Consider the following 19,835-nt stretch of genomic DNA (forward strand, 5'->3'; position numbering starts at 1 on the left):
ATGAAATATTATCGCCGTATCGAGCCTATTAAGGCCATGACCTTCGATCTTGATGACACGCTGTATGACAATTACCCGGTGATTATCCGTATGGAGCGTGAGTTGTTGGCTTGGTTGCAGCAAACACATCCTGCCGTGGCGCACATGGATAAGGCTGATTGGATGCAGGTAAAAAAACATGTGCTCCAGCAGAGACCGGGTCTCAGAAGCGATGTGACGCTTTGGCGTTTAGTGCAGCTAAAGCATGGTTTTCTTTCAGTTGGCTATGATGAAGCGCAAGCTCAAGCCGCAGCTGAAGAGGGTGTGCAGCTCGCTTTGGATTGGCGCAGTCAGTTTGAAGTGCCCCAATCAAGCTTAGATGTTTTGACACAATTGGGAGAGCGAGTTCCGCTCGTGGCGATCACAAACGGCAACGTCGATTTAGATAAAATTGGCTTAACGCCGTATTTTCAATGTGTGCTCAAAGCGGGGCCAGATGGGTTAGCGAAACCCGCCACCGATATGTTTACTAAGGCGAAACGGTTCTTGGATATTCCAGCAGAGAATATTCTGCATGTCGGTGATCACCTAACCACAGATGTGCATGGTGCAAAGTCGGCTGGTTTTGCGGCTTGTTGGTTCAATGATATGAATAAAAATGTCATTAACCATTCAAAAACACGTACTTTACCTGATATTGAAATCAATAGTTTGCAGCCGTTACTCACACTTTTTTAATTGCTTTCGCATTAATCCATTCTAATCTCATTTTGTGTCTAGAAAAGCAGCGTAAAGCCACGTAAATTATTCACTATTAAGTAAAAAGAGTAACGCCACACGTCGTGGTGAAGATAGTGTTACGGCAGTGGTAGGTGCATGCGAGCTTTTTCAAAACTGGTTTATGATGTCAGTCAGTTAAATGACTTTTTAGTCACTTCTCAGTTATCTTCAAGTAAACAATATTTGGTGCAAATATTGTCGACTCAATCACGCGACTTTACGACCACACTTGCGGACGCTGTTTTATTGTTGCTGCCGAATGCTCATGTCATGGGGCATAGTACGCGTAATGTCATTCTGGAGGGGGAGATATTTACCTCTGGTTGCCTGATCAGTGTGACTGAGTTCGAACAAACCACGCTTACTTCTGCCGTCCAAACCTACTCTTACTCCCCCGATATTGATGGTGGAGAGCTCAAACGCTCGCTTCTGTTGCAGCATAATTCGCAAGTGATCCTCAGCTTTGCTGTGCAAATTGAACGACGTGACTATCCCTTGTTTCAAACCTTCGCTAGTGAAGAAGTCGTGATCTCTGGAGGGTTGGCACAGAGTATTGATGATGGCTGTTGGGTGCTATATCAAAACCGAGTTTACGATAATGCCGTGGTCGCCGTAGCTTTGCACAGCGATACCTTGAAGCTATGGACGGATGCGTATTCGGAATGGAACCCGATTGGCATGCCACATAAAGTCACCCATGCAAAAGGAACGCGCTTGTATTGCTTAGGTGAACAGAAAGCGTTGGACGTATACAAGCGTTATTTGGCGGATGGCCATGATGTGACGCTGAGTCAGTTGCTCAGCTTTCCTTTATATCGAGAAAGCTTGGGGCGCAAGGAAGTTTGCACGGTAACGGAGCTACACGCTGATGGCAGTATGAGTTTCGACAGGCCTTGGTGTCTTGGTGACGAAGTACAATTTTGCTATAACCACCCCTCATTAACGCTCGAACAGGTGCGACATGGTGTGGTTGAGTTAGCCATGCACCAACCTGAAGTCGTGATGATTTTTAACTGCGCGTCACGGTTAGACTTTATTGACAGCAGCGACGAAGTCCAAGCCTTCAAAGATATCGCGACGACGTTTGGTAGTTATTGTATGGGGGAACTGCATGGCGGTATTGGACAGCCAGAAATTCTTCATCACAGTCTGACGTATTTAGCGATGCGAGAGGGAGATGAAGTACAAGCATTGAACTTGCCTAAGTCGCCCGTTAGCTCCTCTATTTCACCATTGTTTAGCTTGATTCGAAATGCGATTGGCGACCTCAACCATATGAACGCGCATATGGGGTATCAACTCGATCGCCAAACGCGCAAGTTACAAGAAAGCTATCGGCGAGATAGTCGCACTGGATTACAAAACCGAGTCGCGCTGCAAGAGCGGCTGAGTAGCATCGATTTGGATGAGCACTTGCTGACTCTAAAGCTACTTAACTTCAGCCATATCAATGAAAAATACGGTTATAGAGTAGGGGATCAGCTACTTAAAGACCTCTCAATGCATTTTACGAATCGACTGCGAAAGCGTTTTGGCATGCCAACGGCTTTGCAGCTTTATAGTATTGGGGTTGGTGAGTGGGCGTTCATATTTAAAGCTGACCAAAGCAGCGAAACCATCAAACAGCACTTTACTCGTTTTGCCGACGCGGTAGAGCAAACTAATTTTGAACCAATTGGTCTGCGCGAAATAGATTATCTTTCTATCTCGCTGTGCGGTGGCTTAGTGAGTCGTCGAGATTTTCCATCAGCTTCTGCAGATGAGCTATTGCTTAAAGGCATTGAAGCGAGGCGTTCCGGTGTGCGCAGTAATACCCATATCTGCAATGCGAAAGACATCGAAGTCAGTGAGGATGTGCGTAAAGAGCAACTTGGATGGTTGAGTTGCGTCAGTAAAGCCATTCTCAAACAGAACATCATCACCTATAGCCAGCCGATAGTGCATGCGGATAGCCATAAATTGGCAAGCCAAGAATGTTTGGTTCGCATTTTGGAGGAGGATGGAACGGTGATTGCGCCAGGGCGCTTCCTGCCTATTATTTCCGATACGCATCTTTATACTCGATTGAGTCGGCACATGATCCATTCTACGTTATATTACATGCGAGATAAGCAAGGTGACTTTTCTATTAACTTATCGCCGCAAGATTTGCTTAGTGATAAAACTTTAATGCTTTTAGAGCATGAAATTTGTCAGCTCAATGACCCTAGGCGAATTGGTTTGGAAGTGTTGGAATCTGAGCAAATCAAAGACTACGGTCGAATGATCGAAGTATGCAGTCATTTTAGAAGCTTAGGAGCGCGTATCATTGTTGATGATTTTGGCTCAGGCTATTCCAATATTGATGAAATCCTAAAGCTGGAGCCGGAAGTCATAAAGCTCGATGGTAGCTTGATCCGTGATATCGATAAAGACTTAAAGCAGCGCAAAATAGCTTCTCAGTTGGTGCGTTTATGTCAGGTGTTTAACGCGGAGACGGTCGCGGAGTTTGTCCACAATCGAGAGGTGTGCAAAATCGCGCAGGATATGGGCGTCGACTATCTGCAAGGCTATTATCTGGGTGAGCCGACCCGATTATTTTAATGCTGTTTCACGTGAAACCATTCTAAATAAAAACGCAGCCTTGGCTGCGTTTTTTTATTTTGAGTAATTCGGTTTTAGTTGCGTGAGCTCGGTGATTGCTTGAGAGCGTGTCCACTTTTTTCGGCTTGAAATAGTGCAAGGTAGTGAGCAAAGAATGTGAGCATTTTTTGCTGGTTATTTTGCTCGCCGAGTTGTCCGAGTAAATGTGCGGCGACTTCAAACGTGCACAAGTTACCTTGTTGTTGGTTGCGTCGCAGCTGATATTGCGAGTCTGCCGATGCAGACAGCTCCATAGTAGGGATACTTTCTAACCAACGGCTCTTGTTGATCATCTTGCGCGCCTCTTGCCAGGTGGAATCCAAAATAATAAACAGCGGATTTTTGGTTTGTTGCTGGCTTTGGAGCGCCACATGTTCGAGTGTGACGCTTTCTTCACTTGGGAATAGAAGCACTGGATACAGCGAAGGGTCAGCTAATCGAGCGAGCAAGTCTGCTGGTGGTTGTTTTCGGTCCCAGATTACTCGCTCAATATTGAGTTGGCACTGCTCTAGTAGCTGGCCGGTATTAGTATCACGCGTCAGTTCATTCGGATGCATCAACAGCAAGATGTTGTGCTCGCTGGTAAGTTTCGGCACCAGTGAGCACATACAGTTGAATTGAAAACCACAATTTGGACACGGTTGCGACATTACAGACGAACTCCTTCGCGCACAGGGCTAACCCCATCCGAGAACAGACGCACGCCACTGATTTGGTTTGGCGTTGCCGTTGGTGCCATGCTTGGGTTGAGTGGGTAGCTAACCCCACTGTATTGCATCACGTGTTGGGCTGCCTTAGATCCGCCACCGCTGACATTAAAAATAAGATCTCGCCAGCCATGAGAGGTTTGTTGGCCGAGCATAATCGGGCTTTGTACCAGTGTGATGCGGCTATTGAAGCGCCACTCTTTTTCGTGATGTTCAAATATCAGCAATGTACAGCCACCGGAACCACACCAATCCAGCTGTACTAATAGCTCTTCGTTACCATCGCCGTTGAGGTCGTAGGTTAGCCAACGGTACTGGTTGTTGTTGGGGTTGGTTTGGTGAATGAAGAAGTAGTTGCGTACGGCGGCATCTACTTTGGAGTCAAACTCCGCACTAGAAGGTACGTCTGCACTGCTGATGGGCTTGTTGGCGCGTTTTTCGGCTGGTTGCATGATGCCTTCATCACGAACGGTGGCAGGATAAAGGACTAAACCACCATCGGCGATTGGGTATACCAAGTTACCGACTTTTTCTTTGGTCGCTTTGAGCTGATTGCCTTCTCGAGTAAACAGTCGCTCTGACATCAGTCTTTGCTGTTGATGATGCGTCATGACAACTTGAACCTGAGACGGACTTAACTGTTGCCAGTAACCACGCTCGATTAATGGTGCTTGTCCATTGGCGTAACGGTATTTTGTTGTGGCGCTGTGGTCTGGGTTTAAGGTCATTTGTACTTCAAAACCTTGTGATTGAGTTGAGGTCGCGACATAGGTATTAGCCCAACCAAGCGTTGCATCGACGTTTGCAGCCATGCCACAACCTTGATACGTCTCGCCATCATGTTTTAGTGTTGCTTTCCAGCCATACAAAGAATCGCTCATTGTGTCTGAGCAGAGGTTTTCTGTTAAGCGAAGCTCACCATCTTGTAGTTGATAAGTGCGCTGGCGAGGTTGAAGCTGACTGCTTTTAATCGCTAATTTTGTGGTTTGTTTGCCGATTTGCTGGAATGTTAGTCCATTAGCCTCAAAGCTTGCCGACCAAGAAGGCTCATTACCAAACACGCGAGTTGGTTTGTTTGGTTGCTGACAACGGTTTGGATTTTCCGTTGTGAGGAAGTTCACTTGTTCCACGACAAAGTTAGCATCGAAATCAGCAGAAAACCCATCGATGCCCGGTGGGTTGAGGTGGCCGATAACCTCGCCATACATGGTCTGGTAAGGCTCGTTATTTAACTGAATTGCTCGTTGCATTTGCTGTGGTGATAGTTGCAACCAATATTGCTTGTCGCTGCCACAAGGCATGATGTATTGGCTCTCGTGACCGACGATCACTTTTCCACGTAGCATAAAGGTTTGAGGTTGAATGGTGTCAGGCTTATCTAAGGTGGCTGGTGGAGAAGCTGGGTCGGCAGCGCCAGAATGTGGCGGCTGCGAACTACATGCTTGCAGAACCAGCAGAGTGACAAGCGCCACTGGGTTTTTCAAAGCCTTCATGTTATATCTTCCTCATTATTGTTACTCAATCGGCATCGGATGGCATTATGGCATATTGGTTATTTAAAACTGAACCAGATACCTTTTCTATTGACACGCTTCGAACCCAAAAGGTTTCATGTTGGGAGGGAGTTCGTAATTATCAGGCGCGCAATATGATGCGTGACCAAGTGAAGGTGGGCGATTTCGTCCTGATTTATCACTCTTCTTGCAAGAATGTTGGTGTTGCCGGTATTGCTAAAGTCGTGAGAGAAGCCTATCCCGATCATTTCCAGTTCGATCCTGAAAGTGATTATTACGATCCAAAGTCAGACCCAGACAATCCGCGTTGGATTATGGTGGATGTCGAATTCGTGCGTAAAACCACGCGAGTGATTCCGTTATCGGTGATGAAAGCGATGCCAGAACTTGAGAACATGCCATTGGTGAAACGTGGAAATCGCTTGTCGATCATGCCTGTGACAGAAGAAGAGTGGGAAGCGATCCTTGGCAAAGAGAAGTTGCCAAGTCAGCGATAAAAGAAAAGGGCTGCGAATGTGCAGCCCTTTGTTATTGTTTGGAGTATTGCTGCTTACAGCAAGTGATCTTGTAGGTAGTGTGCAACCGCATCTTCTGCATTGCTGCCAATCACTTCGTTATTTGGCAATGCTTTCATCACTTTCTCGTGTGATGTACCCATGACCAATCCTTTACCTGCCATCGACAGCATTTCTACGTCATTCATGCCATCACCAAATGCCACGCAATTTTCTAACGTGAGGCCGAGTTTTTTCGCTACCGCTTCAAGAGCATGGCCTTTAGACACACCTGCACTCATTACTTCCAAGCACCATGGTGTTGAAAACGCAATATTCAGCTTATCGCCAAATTGTTCACGTAGTTTGTTTTCAAACACCACCAAGCGTTCGTGATCTTGTGCCGGATGGGTGAAGAAGATTTTCGCAATACCGTCAGTTGGCGCTTGGTCTTCATCGAATAAGACGTATGTGAATTCGTCATGGAAATCACGCAATGTTTCGTCGTCTTTGTTCATCAACCAACTGTCATTTTGATACATGTGGATAAGTATTTCTTGATCGTGCTTGATCGTGTCGATCACGCCTTGAACCAGTTCTGCAGGGACATTCTCGCTGTACATCAGCTGATCTTCCTGGTCATGCACACGGGCACCGTTCGAGGTGATCATGTAAGCCGGAATACCGACCTGACGACGGATGCTCGCAACGTCTACGTGGTGACGGCCTGTTGCAAAGACAAAGGTGTAACCCTTTTCATGCAGCGCTTTTAGCGTCTCTTTTGAATAAGCACTGAGCTGATGGTTTGGTGCGAGTAACGTGCCATCCAGATCAGAGGCAACGATTTTAGTGATCTCTTTGCAAGGTAGCGATGTGCTCATGAAGTCCTCGTAAACGGTTTGGATAGTGTGGAACAGGTGATTGCAAACGGAGTACAGCAGACTGACTAGATCATGCTGCTCCGAATGCGGGGGAACTTTGGTCGGTTGCATCTACATGGTTCAACGCAGCCAGACCCAAGCAGTGTACGTCAAAATGAGGATGAAAAAGAGGGCAAATCAATGTGCAGACATTTCCTCTTTAATCATGGCCGTGAAATGGTCGCCTAGAGTTCTTATTATGTTTTTTCGTTTGGCGATGATTTCGGGTCATTCATAAAGCGGAAGATCGCATCGAGTGCTTGATTACGATACTGGTCGGTCTCGAATAAGATCTCATGCTGTGCGCCTTCGATAGAAAGTAGCTCCGCATATGGGTTGGTTTTACGCAATTTATCGATAAAACGTTTTTGTGCCAGATTGCTGACAATACGATCGTTCCCAGCTTGAATCAGGAGCACCGGTACTTTGACTTGGCGAGTCAATAAAAAGCATTGTTTTGCTGCCATTAGCCCTTGCCATACCCATCGAGTGCTCGGTCCACCGACTTGCAGTTCCGGTTTTTCCGTATAGAGATTTCGGAACCATTGGTAGCGGCCGTAACTTTGGCTGAGTGGGTTATCTTCAAAGGGTTTAGGAAAGTAGGCCTGATGTCCTGGCGCATAACGTGGCAAAGTGGATACCGCTGACATAATTTGTGTCACTGGAATCGCTATTGGCGATAAGTACCATGGCAGATTAATACCAAACATAGGCGCACTGAGAATCAAGCCGGTAAAGGGATGTTCTGGGTGAGTTTGCAGATAACGTGTAGCGATTGCGCCGCCCATGGAGTGGGCAATGATGAAACATTGCTGATAGTCGCTAAGGTCGTGTTTGTTTACGACCACGTCCATATCGTCAATATAATCAGTAAAGTCATAGACGTGACCCATATCTGAGTCAGACAATAGACGATCTGATAAACCTTGTCCGCGGTGGTCAAAGGAATAGACGTCGAAGCCTTGGCGATAGAGATCGTAAAACAGTTCTTGGTATTTCCAGGAAGATTCAATGCGCCCATTAACGATGAGCACGGCTTTTTTATGTTCTGGGTTGGTCAGTTTGCACCAGTAGATGTTCTTTTTCTCAGTTCCTTTAACAAAGCCTTCTTGGCGAGTTTGCCAAAGTGCCGCGATCGGACCACCAATTGCTTGCTCAAATAATGACTCTTGAGTATAAGTCAAAGGTGAATGGTTAGTAGCCATTAGTCGATTACCTGAAGATACGTTGTTTACGCGATGTATCATCGAAGAATTAGTGAGGAAATGCAATGGATACCCACGTCTGGTTAGCTTATGTAGTAACTGCAATCGTTTTTAGTTTGGCTCCGGGGTCTGGCACGGTGAACTCAATCAGCAATGGTTTGAGTTACGGTACTCGCAAATCTTTGGGGGCTGTGATCGGTCTCCAAATTGGTTTGGCCATTCACATTGCGTTAGTTGGGGCGGGAATTGGTGCGCTGGTCGCACAGTCGGCAACGGCATTTTCTGTCATTAAATGGGTTGGCGCGGCTTATTTGGTTTGGTTGGGTATCCAGAAATGGCGAGACACCTCCAGCTTGGTGGCGGCTGAGAGCCACAAAGACATGTCTGGCATGGCACTCTTGTACAAAGCTATTTTGATTAACCTGACGAACCCTAAATCGATTGTTTTTCTGGTGGCGTTGTTTCCACAGTTTATTGACCCGGCACAAGACCAACTGACGCAACTGTTGGTGCTTGGTGTTACGACTGTTGTGATCGACGCGTGTGTGATGTTGGGTTACACCACCTTGGCGGCGCAAATGGGACGTTTTATTCGCTCTGATAAAATCATGGGGAAAATAAACAAAGTCTTCGGTTCAATGTTTATGGGTTGTGGTGCATTATTAGCAGCTGCAAAGTCATAAGCCATTTATAGGTCCTTCTTTAGCATGAATACAACGTATGTTGCTCGCCAGCCGATCTTTAACCGCAAAAGACAGACGCTGGGTTATGAATTGTTGTTTCGAGATGGGGAGAGTAATGCATACCCTTCGCATATTGAGTCAAACCGAGCAACATACCGATTAATTGTCGAGAATTTCCTATCACTCGGCACTAACCCAGTGATTGCTTCTTCGCGATGCTTTATCAATTTTCCTCATCAAAGCCTGGTGCGCCGCTTACCGCGCAGCTTGCCAAAAAACAAAATCGTCGTCGAAGTCCTGGAAACTTGCCAGCCGACCGATGATCTTCTCGATGCGATTCGCGAGTTGTATCGAGAAGGTTATTTGATCGCGCTGGATGATTTCACCTTAACGCCGGAGTGGCGTCGCTTCTTACCTTACGTGCACATCGTTAAACTCGATATCATGGCAATGGGGCTGGAAAAAGCGTGTGCGTTGGTCAAAGCTCACCTTGCTAAACGCGTCAAATACCACTTTTTGGCGGAACGTGTTGAAACCGCAGAAGAGTTTGAGCAAGCCAAAGCGGCTGGCTTTAAGTTTTTCCAAGGCTACTTTTTTAGTAAGCCATTAGTTTCGCAAACAAAATACGTGAGCCCTGAGCAAGTGTTAGCGCTACAGCTTTTTCGTGAAGTCTGCTCACCAGAGCCAGACTTTACTCGTATTGAAACCATCATTACGCAAGATGTCGCGTTGTCGTACAAATTATTGCGCTTTGTAAATACGCAAGCGCCAAACCTCGCTGTCGAAATCAGCTCGTTTCGTCAGGCCTTGATCTACCTTGGTCAGGATAATCTTAAGCAGTTTGTCTCCTTGGTCGTGGCGTCGTATATCTCTAGTAACAAGCCTCGAGAGCTGTATCACCTTTCATTACAACGAGCGCAGTTCTGCCAATTAATGTCGCGTTATCAGCCATTTTCCCACCTCAACGAACAAGGGTTTATGGTCGGTTTATTATCGATTTTAGATGCGATGCTCGATTTGTCGGTGGAATCTTTAGTCAAGCAATTGCCACTTAGCGAATCCGTACAACAAGCCTTATTACATCGCAAGGGATTTTATGGTGCGCTGATTTCTCTCGAAGAGTGTTACGAGCGTGCCGACTGGTCAGGCGTTGAAAAAATCACGACGCAGTTGGGATTGTCTTTGGAAGAGGTCAAGCTTTCGTTAGGCGAAGCGGTTCGCTGGAGTCAAAACGTCGCAACCGCGTAAATTTCTGCCGTATCTTTATTCTCTCTAACCGTTCTTCTCTCAATCTTTATTGGCTGTTTCGATGTGAAACTTTTATGACGATGATGGGTTCACTCTTGACGACATCTCAGAGTTAAATAAATATATACGCATATCCATATATAGGTATGTTTATTATGCTTCCACATCAGTTTTTCAAGCTGTTATCCGATGAAACGCGCGTACGTTGTTTAATGCTGGTGGCCCGTGAAGGCGAAACTTGCGTGGGTGATTTGGCGTTTGCGTTGCAAGAGAGTCAGCCGAAAGTTTCTCGTCATCTTGCTCAGTTACGCTCTAGTGGCATCTTGGTGGATAAACGCCGAGGGCAATGGGTGTACTACGAGTTATCGCAGCAATTACCAGGTTGGATGCGTAAGCTGATTGAAGACTTAGTGGCATCAAACTGTTTGAAGCAAGAGTACCAAGACGACATCACACGCTTGCACGATAAAAGTCGTGAGGCTTGCTGTTAATAGCAAACAGAGATTCAAGGTAGAAGATTAAAGGGTAAAACTATGACAATTAAAGTAGGAATTAATGGCTTTGGCCGAATTGGTCGTTTAGCACTGCGAGCGGCATTCGACTGGCCAGAGTTAGAGTTTGTGCAAATCAACGATGTCGCAGGTGATGCAGCGACGCTTGGCCACTTATTAGAGTTCGATTCAGTGCAAGGTCGTTGGCACCATGAAGTGCAGGTTGAGGGCAATGAACTCGTCATCAATGGCAAGCGCATCGCCACGACTCAGCAACGTGATATCGACGCTGTGAACTGGTCTGGCTGCGATGTTGTGATTGAAGCGACAGGTGTACACCGCAAAACCTCGTACCTAGACCAATACCTCGATCAAGGTGTGAAGCGCGTGGTGGTGAGTGCACCAGTGAAAGAAGAAGGCATTGCGAACATTGTAGTTGGTGTGAATGACCACATCTTCGATCCTGAAAAACATCGTATCGTGACAGCCGCTTCGTGCACAACAAACTGTATAGCGCCTGTGGTGAAAGTTATTCATGAGAAGTTGGGCATTGAGCAATCCTCTTTCACGACAATTCACGATTTGACCAATACGCAAACCATTTTGGATGCGCCACATAAAGACCTGCGTCGTGCTCGTGCGTGCGGCATGAGTCTTATCCCGACCACTACCGGCAGTGCGACAGCAATTGTGGAAATTTTCCCAGATTTAAAAGGCAAGATTAACGGCCACGCGGTACGTGTACCATTGGCGAATGCGTCATTGACCGACATCATCTTCGATGTAAAACGCGATACCACAGCAGAAGAAGTGAATGCTTTGCTGAAAGAGGCGTCGGAAGGGGAGCTAAAAGGCATTCTTGGTTTTGAGGAACGTCCGTTAGTGTCGATTGATTACAAAGGCGACCAACGCTCAACCATCGTTGATGCACAATCCACCATGGTGGTTGGCTCACGAATGGTGAAGATTTACGCGTGGTACGACAATGAAATGGGTTACGCAACGCGCACCGCAGAATTGGTTCGAAACGTTGGTCTGGCATAACAGGAGTTCATAATGTCTCATCCTATATGGCAATTAGATTTGGACTCCGGTGCATTAGTTCTGACACCGTGCCCGGGTACCAAAGGCGTCGAGTTGAAAGCGTCGTTGGAACAGTTGAAGGAACAGGGGGTTCAAGCGGTCGTTACCGCATTGGACGATAGCGAGTTAGCAGCGAAAGACGTTGCGGCTTTGGGTGACACCACTCAGCAACTGGGCATGAAATGGTTCCAGATCGAGATTGAAGATGACTGCGCACCAAGTGACGAATTTGCGGCGAAGTGGCACCAAGCCAGTCCGGAACTGCATGCGATTCTTGCTCAAGGTGGCAAAGTCGCGATGCACTGCATGGGCGGCTCGGGTCGTACAGGTTTGTTTGCGGCTCACTTGCTGCTAGAGAAGAAATGGCAGTTAGAAGATATCGTGCGAGAAGTGCAGGCTCTTCGCCCTGGTGCGTTTACAAAGCCGGTGCAGCTTGAGTACATCGAACGCGTGGCGCAAGACGCTTGATCAGCTTAAATAGCTTTTGGAATATCATGATCCAAAAGCTATGCTCCAGTTTATATAATGGAAAATAGGTCAGCAGTAAACTAGAGGTTTTAATTTAAGCTTTTGTTTTTATTGGTTATCTTTGTCCGTTTGTAAATTTCGGTGTGTTTGTGAATTCGAACTAAGGTTGTATCGCCTTATGGTTGGTGTACAGGTTAATAAGCATTTGGCACATGATGATCTAAATGCTTCTATCGCTGTACATAAGAGGTCAATATGATTTCTCAATTGAACAAAAGTATTCGTCAGTACATGTTAGTGACGTTTAACTATTGGAACTTTACCGTGACCGACGGAGCGCTGCGTATGCTGGTGGTGCTCTATTTTCACGACTTGGGTTATTCCACGTTAGCTATTGCCTCACTGTTCCTTTTCTATGAATTTTTTGGTGTGGTGACCAATTTGATTGGTGGGTGGTTGGGCGCAAGGTTAGGCCTGAACAAAACCATGAATATTGGTTTAGCGATGCAAGTGTTTGCGTTGTTGATGCTGGCAGTACCCAACGCATGGCTGACGATTCCTTGGGTGATGGCGGCGCAAGCTTTGTCGGGGATTGCCAAAGATCTGAACAAAATGAGTGCTAAGAGCGCGATTAAAACGCTAGTACCAGACGAGCAGCAAGGGGCGCTCTACAAATGGGTAGCGATTTTGACTGGCTCGAAGAATGCACTCAAAGGAGCGGGCTTTTTTGTTGGTGGCTTGTTGTTGTCTTGGGTGGGCTTCCAAAACTCGATGTTTATTATGTCGAGTGTGCTGGCATTAGTGTTTGTTTGCAGCATGATCTGGCTAGAAGCAGACATGGGTAAAGCAAAGAGCAAACCTAAGTTTCGCCAAATTTTCTCCAAGTCCGAATCTATAAATATTTTATCCGCAGCACGCATGTTCTTGTTTGGTGCTCGTGATGTGTGGTTTGTCGTTGCTCTGCCTATTTATCTTGGTAGCGTGTTTGGCTGGGATCACTTGTGGGTCGGTGGCTTTTTAGCCGCATGGGTCATTGCTTATGGGTTTGTGCAAGGCTTTGCGCCGCGTATTACTGGCAAAGCGCAAGGTCGCGTGCCTGATGGTAGTGCAGCATTAGTATGGGCAGGAATTCTTGCGTTAATTACGGGCGGTATTGCTTATGGTGTGCAAATCGGTTGGCAGCCTGAGTTGGTGATTGTTGTGGGGTTAATGATTTTTGGCGCTGTGTTTGCCATTAACTCTTCACTGCACTCGTATCTGATTGTGAGCTATGCCAAAGGCGATGGCGTATCTCTGGATGTGGGTTTCTATTACATGGCCAATGCGATGGGACGTTTGATTGGCACGGTATTATCGGGTTGGATCTACCAAGAGGCTGGTCTTGCGGCGTGCTTATGGGTCTCCTTTGCTTTCTTGGCGTTGACGACGTTGATTTCGATTAAGTTGCCAAAAGCTAACGTTGCCACAGCGTAAATTTTGCCCGGTGTTTTTATCTGTAGATCGTACAAAATGGCTCCAACTTGGAGCCATTTTTTGTTTCTTGTACATCACGCGGCGTAATCAAGTGGTGTGGGTTCGGTCTCGTGAGTTCATGCTGATGTTTGGTTTTTGTTCCCGCCAACGGATTAGAGTGGCGATGAAATCCCCGTTGTAGGTCATTGTTGCGTTAAAAATAAGCAAAAACAGATTGTTAACCATTTCACTGGCTGAGATTTACCCTATGCTATAAACGATAAGCGACTCAAAGTAGGGAAAGGTATGAGAGAAAGGGTTCTGTTTTTTGATTTATTGCGCTGCTTTGCTGCGGTGGCAGTGATCGCCATTCACGTCTTGGCCCCTTATCGAAATGAGTTAGGAGTGATTCCGTTTGACCAATGGTTGACGGCGGTAGGCGTTAATAGCGTTACCCGCTGGGCGGTGCCAGTTTTCATTCTGATCACCGGAGCGCTGATGCTCAGTGACACTCGACCATTTGACGGTAAGTATTATATCAAAAGGCGTTTAGGCAAAGTCCTAGTCCCATTTCTTATTTGGTCGATGTTTTATGCATACCTCTCTGGCTGGACGGCTCAAGGGTTTGACTTTGAAACCGTAAAAGAGGTGTTAAGCAATAGCCCATTTCACGCAACGTATTACCACCTCGGTTTTTTCTATTACTTTATACCTCTGTATTTTGTGATTCCGTTGTTCCAATGGATGGTACGCAACGTTGATGACAATGTGTTGTATACCTATCTCGCATTTTGGCTTTTCACCAGCACGCTGTTTTTGTTCAAGATTGATGGTCCGTGGAGTAACCAAATGTGGCTCTACATGGGTTACCTTCCTCTGGGTTATGTTCTATTTCAAAAAGTGCCTTTGAACCGCTCTATGGTGACCTTATTTACAGGGTTTGGCCTCGTCGCGTTGGCTGTGACATTTACTATGGTCGTGACGAACAGTTTAGAGGCGGAGAAGTACACGGTTGGACGCTGGCTGTCTTACAAAACACTGAATGTCATTCTAGCGGCTTCGATGATTTTCATGATCGGTCGTTACTTTGGGGAAGGCTTGTCACCAAAAGTACAAAAAGTGGTGAGTGTGATCAGTCAGCACAGCTTGGGGATTTATTTACTTCACCCAATTTTCTTATGGCCGATGAAAGCGTTTGGTTGGTACACCGGACATCCCGCATGGGTGATTCCAGTCTGGATCATTATCAGTGGAGCTGGAGCCTTGGCGATGAGCTATCTCTTTTCTCGCTCTGCCAAGACTCGTTGGTTACTGCCTTAACGTTTGATGGCGAAGTGAAGGAATTTGTTACCACGATAGGTTAGTGTTCCTTTATCTCCAGGGTTGAGTGCATGGTAGTAGTGCACTCCAATTTGGAACTCTCGTTTAGGGCCAATAGAACCGCGTTGGACATAAATCCAATATTCTTGGTCGTCTTGGCCTGGTGGTGCATCTGGGATGTCGATAGCTTGCTTATCTAAAATAGTTACCTGTGCACTTTGTTCTGGAGCGTCTTCGCCCACATAGTGCTTGCTATAGAAACGAAAAAATACCCATGCGCCCAAAGCAATAAGGGCGAACAGGGCGACAATAAGTGAGATTGGCATGTTAACCTCCGATGTTTCATTGAGCTCTATTCTACAGAACTCATTGATGAAACGATGAGTTGAGATAACTTATTCATAATCTAATGAAAGGGACATGAATTTTATTCGGCGCACTTCACGGTTTACCTCAATGGGGGCGCGATGAAATCGTTGCTTCATCTGCAAGCTACGTCACTAAAGCTGAACTAAGCAGCTTTCACTTGTCTGGCTATATGCGCTCAAGGGCACAAATTGAAAGTAAAATTGCACTCAACGGCTCGAAAAAGCTCTAAATTTATAGAAGAATAAAAATAACGAACACGGGAAGGGTCTGGTAAGGAGGGTTACGATGTCAGATATTGAAAAAGTAGTCATGCGTACCCGAACGATCGAAAAACTTTTGCGTACTCAGTACCATGCAGAAGGGAAAGGGTTACACCAACTTATTAATAGTTGTGAAGAACGTTTACCACATGACGTGATAGCGAAGCTTCGTTTTATCGCTACTGTGCGTAATAAAGTGGTTCACGAAGACGATTATAAGCTGGATGATCGGAAAGGCTTTATGGCGGCATGTGACGCTTGTGAAAAAGAGCTAACGCCAAGAAGCTCTCGTTTTATTTGGCGTGCAGCAATTTTGCTAATGACGTTGATTACGCTCGCCGCTCTTGGTTTCTACTACATGCATTGGGATATCTTGTCCAAACACATACAGTAGAAAAGCACAGATAAATAAAAAAGGACGCATTTGCGTCCTTTTTTATTTTTAATCAGTAGGTTAGTACATCATTGGCAGTGTCATTAAACCCACAACCACTGCAATCATTACCAGCCCTTGTTTTTGAGAAGATGAAATCATAACACTACCCCTTAATCTTTGATGAACTCGATGAATTTAATATAGCACTGTTTTTGGGGTTTGATCAACATATGCTCGATAATCTTTTCAAAAAATACACTTAACTTGTCTTTTTTTACGTGTTTTTGACTAATGAAACTGTGTTTTTTGTGTTGTATTTAAAATGCTCGTATTGTGTGATTGTTGTTCGTATTTAATTTAAGTGTATGATTTTAAAGTGTCAATCTTGGTTTGTTGTTGGCTTGGAAATTGTTTTTTGTTTCGGTTGGTATGTTGATTGCCGATTTTGTCTGTGTTTCTCAAAAATTGAGAAAATAAAAAGATGTGCTATGGAGGTGCATCATTGAGTTGCGGTGTGGAAGGGGAATTTTCTTATCTAATGAGAAAATATGGGCTTAAAAAGTGTTTAGTGATTTGATGGTTTATGAAGTCGGTGTTTTCGATGGTTATTGAGAGTGTGGCTTTATTTATCATTAGCTTACGTTCGTTATTTGATGTTTTTGTTATTGAGTTAAGTTTGATTTTTCATGTTGTTCTAATCTGTTCATCGGTGGTTTCTACTATCTTAGCTCGCTACCAAGACGATTTTCTGTTTTGTGTCTGATATTTATTCTTGTTGCCTGTGATGTATACAGTCTGATGGTTTAGTCATCAGTTTTTTACGTAATGGGTTACCAAGGCCATTGGGCTGCTTTTTAGTTAAATGGCCTGACTTAGCGAGGGTTATTGTGCCGTGTGATTTGATGAACTTGGCTCATGGGATAGGGCTCTGCCCCATATTTATGGCCGTCATTAAGGCTCATCGACTTAATTGTTGTGCAGACTGAGGGTTACAAAATGTTTCGAATCGCTAGCGAGATCCAACTTTCGCAGATTGTGTCTTTACATCAAAACTGGTCTACCTAGACTAGCGGCGAGTTTAAGTAAAAGGTGTATACGGCATGTGGAGTTGGCTGGCGATAGGGCTATCAGGTGTGTATTCCGTGTTGGGAGCAAAACAAGCTAACCCGACACAATCCCTCGTGTTTAAAATCTTTACTCTGCTACTTCTTCTTGTGTTGGTGTTAACTCAAGGCGCATCCGCAACATATACCTACTGGATTGCGGGTGGGCTTATTGTGTCTATGGTGGCAGATACGCTGCACTCGTTTAAAACTCGCAAGCTAATTTACTTTGCTGCGTATTTACTTGCTCAGGTGTGCTACAGCAAGTCATTTTGGGTGCAGCTTAATGGTGAGATTGTCTGGTGGCTGTTGGCCCTACTGCTCGCAGCGAGTATCGTGGCGTTCTTTTTGTTGCTACCTCAACTCGACTCTCTGGTGTTTCCTGTTGTGATCATGGGGATGATGTTGGTTCAGCTTGCTTGGGCGGCGGGTGAAGTTTGGTTGCAGGCCCCGAGCTATGCCAATGCTATCGGTTTCAGCGGAACCCTAGTTTTGATCTATTCGGCGTTGGCGTATGCGATACACGGTTACCGAAAACCGATGAAACACGCCTATTTGTGGGTAAGTGGTAGCTACTTCTTTGCCCACGCCCTCATTGTTGCCTCTATCATTTACTAATTTAAGTCAAAGCAGCTCCCGAAGATTTCAGTAAACTGGACGTATTGTTCTTGATGACTGGAGTCAATAATGAGTGAAATCCATGCCCACGAGCTGCTAAACCTACTTCGAGAAACGCCAATGGATCGCGAAGCGCTGGCACAGCACTTTGGCAACACCGTTCGCTTTCACACCTGTAAACTGAATGATCTAGACTTAGATGCATTGCTAGCATTTTTGCTCAAGCGCGACAAAATCCGTGAGCTTGAAGGTAAGTTTGTGGTCAATATGGCGCGTGTCTGCAATCACTAAGCGGCGGCTATGATGCGAGGGTGAATATGCTGTTTTCGCCCTCAGCCATGTACTCACGTTGTCAGTTTGCTATACACTGGCCGCCATTTTTTAGGTGAGGCCAGAATATGGACATTCTTTCTGCAGCGACCATGCTGTTTCTAATCATGGACCCTCTCGGTAATTTGCCGATTGTGTTGTCTATTCTCAAGCACATCGATCCTAAGCGTCGCCGTAAGGTATTGATTCGTGAACTACTGTTTGCCTTACTAATCTTGATGTTGTTTCTGTTTGCAGGACAAAGCATCTTAAGTTTTTTGCATGTCCAGCCAGAAACGCTCAGCATTTCAGGTGGCATTATTCTCTTCATTATCGCGATTAAGATGATCTTTCCGAGTGCTGGTAGCATCACTGGACTGGCGGCAGGCGAGGAGCCCTTTATTGTTCCGATGGCCATTCCTATGATCGCGGGCCCTTCAGTGATTGCAGCATTGCTTTTGCTATCTTCACAGCATCCAGAAAAAATGTTGGAAATGTCCGCGTCAGTTGTGATTGCCTGGGGCGCAACATTTTTTATTCTAATGTTTTATGGCTTCTTTAATCGTTTGTTGGGAGAGCGTGGTCTAAAAGCGGTAGAGCGTTTAATGGGCTTGTTGCTGGTGATGATCTCCACTCAAATGTTTTTGGATGGTGTTAAGAGTTATCTTGGGTGACGGAATAAACGCAATAAAAAAGCCGCTCTTGAGAGCGGCTTTTTAGTATTTGGGCGATTACATCATGTGTTTACGACGAATATCGAGCAGGGCAAAAATACCAAAGATCAGGATGGAATATTTTTCCCAACTGCTCATTTTAATTTTGTCGCCAAATGCGCCAATGAAGATGGCCATTTGTAAACCGTGCATGATGAACAAAAAAGCGGTCATGATGTACAGCGCAATCGCGGCATTACCGGGAAACGGCATAAAGATATTGAGGATCAATACTAACCAAACAAAGGCGATAGCCGCTTTGGCCAGCAGAATTAATGCTTTCATTTAAGTGTCCTTTTAAATCGAGGCGTTATGCGGAGGTACGTTCATACAGACGATAGCTCACTTGGCCTGCTGTTTTTTCTCGATGTAATTGCCAGTTTTCTGGTAAGTCGGCAATATTGAGTTCTTTTTCTGTTTCAATATAAATCATCGCATCTTCCGCGAGCCAGCCATTTTGTTCTAGCAGAGCCACGGTTTCATCCAATAGTCCCTTACGAAACGGTGGGTCAATAAACACCACATGGTGCGCAGTACCCGGCTGTTTTAAAAAGCTCAGTGCGTCGGTATTCACTACTTGGATGTTGTTCGCGTTGAGAGACGCCACATTCTTCTGTAACTGTTGGAAAGCTTGTGGGTTCAGCTCGACCATGGTCACTTGCTCTGCTTGGCGCGAAGCTGACTCAAATCCCAAGCCGCCAGAGCCAGCAAACAAGTCGAGACATTTTGCCTGCGGCACATCTTGTGCCAACCAGTTAAACAGCGTTTCTTTGACGCGATCTGTCGTGGGGCGTAAGCCTTCAGCATCGTGTACAGGAAGTTTTCTGCCTCTCCATAAGCCACTAATAATGCGAACAAAGCCCGTTGTTGGCTTTTTTTGTGATGAGTTTTGCTGGCGACGTCTTACCATAGATTTTTTGACCGCTAATAAAGTGATACTATATCTAATCGCCCAAGCAGTGAGCTTGGAGCTTGGATACAGCCCAGAATATTCAAGATGACAGAGTGTAACACTAATAAGATTAGAATTACCTAATCGGAAAGTTTTCAGAACTTTGTCATTAGCCTTTTTTAGACAGATAATAATCTTGTCAAAAAAGAGTCATTAATAGATAAAAGAA

The 19,835-nt window shown here is 45.5% G+C and carries 21 protein-coding genes; 14 read left to right on the plus strand and 7 right to left on the minus strand.

What is annotated here, in order from left to right; translation table 11 throughout:
- Both yigB and LIX84_RS21790 read left to right on the plus strand, forming a co-directional pair.
- On the plus strand, positions 1-717 hold the full coding sequence (yigB, locus tag LIX84_RS21785) for a 5-amino-6-(5-phospho-D-ribitylamino)uracil phosphatase YigB (protein ID WP_226422158.1): 717 nt from the start codon (positions 1-3) through the stop codon (positions 715-717).
- A 138-nt stretch (positions 718-855) separates the two neighbouring features.
- Positions 856-3,342: an EAL domain-containing protein gene (locus LIX84_RS21790; RefSeq protein WP_226422159.1), complete on the plus strand. Its 2,487-nt coding sequence runs from the start codon at positions 856-858 to the stop codon at positions 3,340-3,342.
- Between the two features lie 74 nt (positions 3,343-3,416).
- Here the strand turns inward: LIX84_RS21790 and LIX84_RS21795 are convergent, their stop codons facing one another.
- Entirely contained in the window at positions 3,417-4,031 is a 615-nt protein-coding gene (locus tag LIX84_RS21795; RefSeq protein WP_226422160.1) for a tRNA-uridine aminocarboxypropyltransferase, read from the minus strand.
- Positions 4,031-5,581: a COG3650 family protein gene (locus tag LIX84_RS21800; RefSeq protein WP_226422161.1), complete on the minus strand. Its 1,551-nt coding sequence runs from the start codon at positions 5,579-5,581 to the stop codon at positions 4,031-4,033. The genes LIX84_RS21795 and LIX84_RS21800 overlap by 1 nt, the downstream gene beginning before the upstream one ends.
- 47 nt (positions 5,582-5,628) lie before the next feature.
- Here LIX84_RS21800 and LIX84_RS21805 point away from each other — a divergent pair, with 47 nt between their 5' ends.
- Positions 5,629-6,099: an EVE domain-containing protein gene (locus tag LIX84_RS21805; protein ID WP_006743014.1), complete on the plus strand. Its 471-nt coding sequence runs from the start codon at positions 5,629-5,631 to the stop codon at positions 6,097-6,099.
- Between the two features lie 53 nt (positions 6,100-6,152).
- Here the strand turns inward: LIX84_RS21805 and LIX84_RS21810 are convergent, their stop codons facing one another.
- A complete protein-coding gene (locus LIX84_RS21810; RefSeq protein ID WP_005393831.1) occupies positions 6,153-6,977 on the minus strand; it encodes a Cof-type HAD-IIB family hydrolase in 825 nt (274 codons plus the stop codon).
- A 236-nt stretch (positions 6,978-7,213) separates the two neighbouring features.
- Complete coding sequence (locus tag LIX84_RS21815) at positions 7,214-8,221, minus strand: alpha/beta fold hydrolase (RefSeq protein WP_139059602.1); 1,008 nt, start codon at positions 8,219-8,221, stop codon at positions 7,214-7,216.
- A 65-nt stretch (positions 8,222-8,286) separates the two neighbouring features.
- Between LIX84_RS21815 and rhtB the strand changes: the two genes are divergently transcribed.
- From rhtB to LIX84_RS21850, 7 genes are all read left to right on the plus strand, one after another.
- A complete protein-coding gene (gene rhtB / locus LIX84_RS21820; protein ID WP_005393828.1) occupies positions 8,287-8,904 on the plus strand; it encodes a homoserine/homoserine lactone efflux protein in 618 nt (205 codons plus the stop codon).
- Positions 8,905-8,928: 24 nt separating this feature from the next.
- Entirely contained in the window at positions 8,929-10,152 is a 1,224-nt protein-coding gene (locus LIX84_RS21825) for an EAL and HDOD domain-containing protein (RefSeq protein ID WP_226422162.1), read from the plus strand.
- 155 nt (positions 10,153-10,307) lie between these two features.
- Entirely contained in the window at positions 10,308-10,643 is a 336-nt protein-coding gene (locus LIX84_RS21830; RefSeq protein WP_005393826.1) for a metalloregulator ArsR/SmtB family transcription factor, read from the plus strand.
- Between the two features lie 42 nt (positions 10,644-10,685).
- Entirely contained in the window at positions 10,686-11,687 is a 1,002-nt protein-coding gene (locus LIX84_RS21835) for an ArsJ-associated glyceraldehyde-3-phosphate dehydrogenase (RefSeq protein WP_005393824.1), read from the plus strand.
- Positions 11,688-11,699: 12 nt separating this feature from the next.
- Positions 11,700-12,194 (plus strand): cyclin-dependent kinase inhibitor 3 family protein, encoded by a 495-nt coding sequence (locus tag LIX84_RS21840; protein ID WP_226422163.1) that lies wholly within the window; start codon positions 11,700-11,702, stop codon positions 12,192-12,194.
- 255 nt (positions 12,195-12,449) lie between these two features.
- Positions 12,450-13,667: an organoarsenical effux MFS transporter ArsJ gene (gene arsJ, locus LIX84_RS21845; RefSeq protein WP_152815608.1), complete on the plus strand. Its 1,218-nt coding sequence runs from the start codon at positions 12,450-12,452 to the stop codon at positions 13,665-13,667.
- A 285-nt stretch (positions 13,668-13,952) separates the two neighbouring features.
- Positions 13,953-14,966, plus strand: coding sequence for an acyltransferase (locus LIX84_RS21850; RefSeq protein ID WP_005393819.1), 1,014 nt, complete (start codon positions 13,953-13,955; stop codon positions 14,964-14,966).
- Here LIX84_RS21850 and LIX84_RS21855 read toward each other — a convergent pair.
- On the minus strand, positions 14,963-15,292 hold the full coding sequence (locus LIX84_RS21855) for a DUF2500 domain-containing protein (protein WP_005393817.1): 330 nt from the start codon (positions 15,290-15,292) through the stop codon (positions 14,963-14,965). The two genes, LIX84_RS21850 and LIX84_RS21855, sit on opposite strands and share 4 nt — an antisense overlap.
- A gap of 328 nt (positions 15,293-15,620) precedes the next feature.
- Between LIX84_RS21855 and LIX84_RS21860 the strand changes: the two genes are divergently transcribed.
- From LIX84_RS21860 to LIX84_RS21875, 4 genes are all read left to right on the plus strand, one after another.
- On the plus strand, positions 15,621-15,989 hold the full coding sequence (locus LIX84_RS21860; RefSeq protein ID WP_005393815.1) for a hypothetical protein: 369 nt from the start codon (positions 15,621-15,623) through the stop codon (positions 15,987-15,989).
- A gap of 1,082 nt (positions 15,990-17,071) precedes the next feature.
- Positions 17,072-17,692 carry a lysoplasmalogenase gene (locus tag LIX84_RS21865; RefSeq protein ID WP_005393811.1) on the plus strand — a complete coding sequence of 207 codons (621 nt, stop codon included), beginning with the start codon at positions 17,072-17,074 and terminating at the stop codon, positions 17,690-17,692.
- Positions 17,693-17,761: 69 nt separating this feature from the next.
- Positions 17,762-17,983 (plus strand): YecH family metal-binding protein, encoded by a 222-nt coding sequence (locus tag LIX84_RS21870; protein WP_005393809.1) that lies wholly within the window; start codon positions 17,762-17,764, stop codon positions 17,981-17,983.
- Between the two features lie 107 nt (positions 17,984-18,090).
- Positions 18,091-18,675, plus strand: a complete 585-nt coding sequence (locus tag LIX84_RS21875; protein WP_005393807.1) for a YhgN family NAAT transporter — start codon at positions 18,091-18,093, stop codon at positions 18,673-18,675.
- A 57-nt stretch (positions 18,676-18,732) separates the two neighbouring features.
- On the opposite strand, the gene LIX84_RS21880 is transcribed toward LIX84_RS21875, so the two are convergent.
- Positions 18,733-18,999: a DUF1145 domain-containing protein gene (locus LIX84_RS21880; protein WP_005393805.1), complete on the minus strand. Its 267-nt coding sequence runs from the start codon at positions 18,997-18,999 to the stop codon at positions 18,733-18,735.
- A 25-nt stretch (positions 19,000-19,024) separates the two neighbouring features.
- On the minus strand, positions 19,025-19,624 hold the full coding sequence (gene rsmD, locus LIX84_RS21885) for a 16S rRNA (guanine(966)-N(2))-methyltransferase RsmD (RefSeq protein ID WP_012841297.1): 600 nt from the start codon (positions 19,622-19,624) through the stop codon (positions 19,025-19,027).
- Between the last annotated feature and the right edge of the window lie 211 nt (positions 19,625-19,835).

It is taken from the genome of Vibrio sp. E14 (assembly GCF_020515785.1).
GTDB lineage: Bacteria > Pseudomonadota > Gammaproteobacteria > Enterobacterales > Vibrionaceae > Vibrio > Vibrio diabolicus.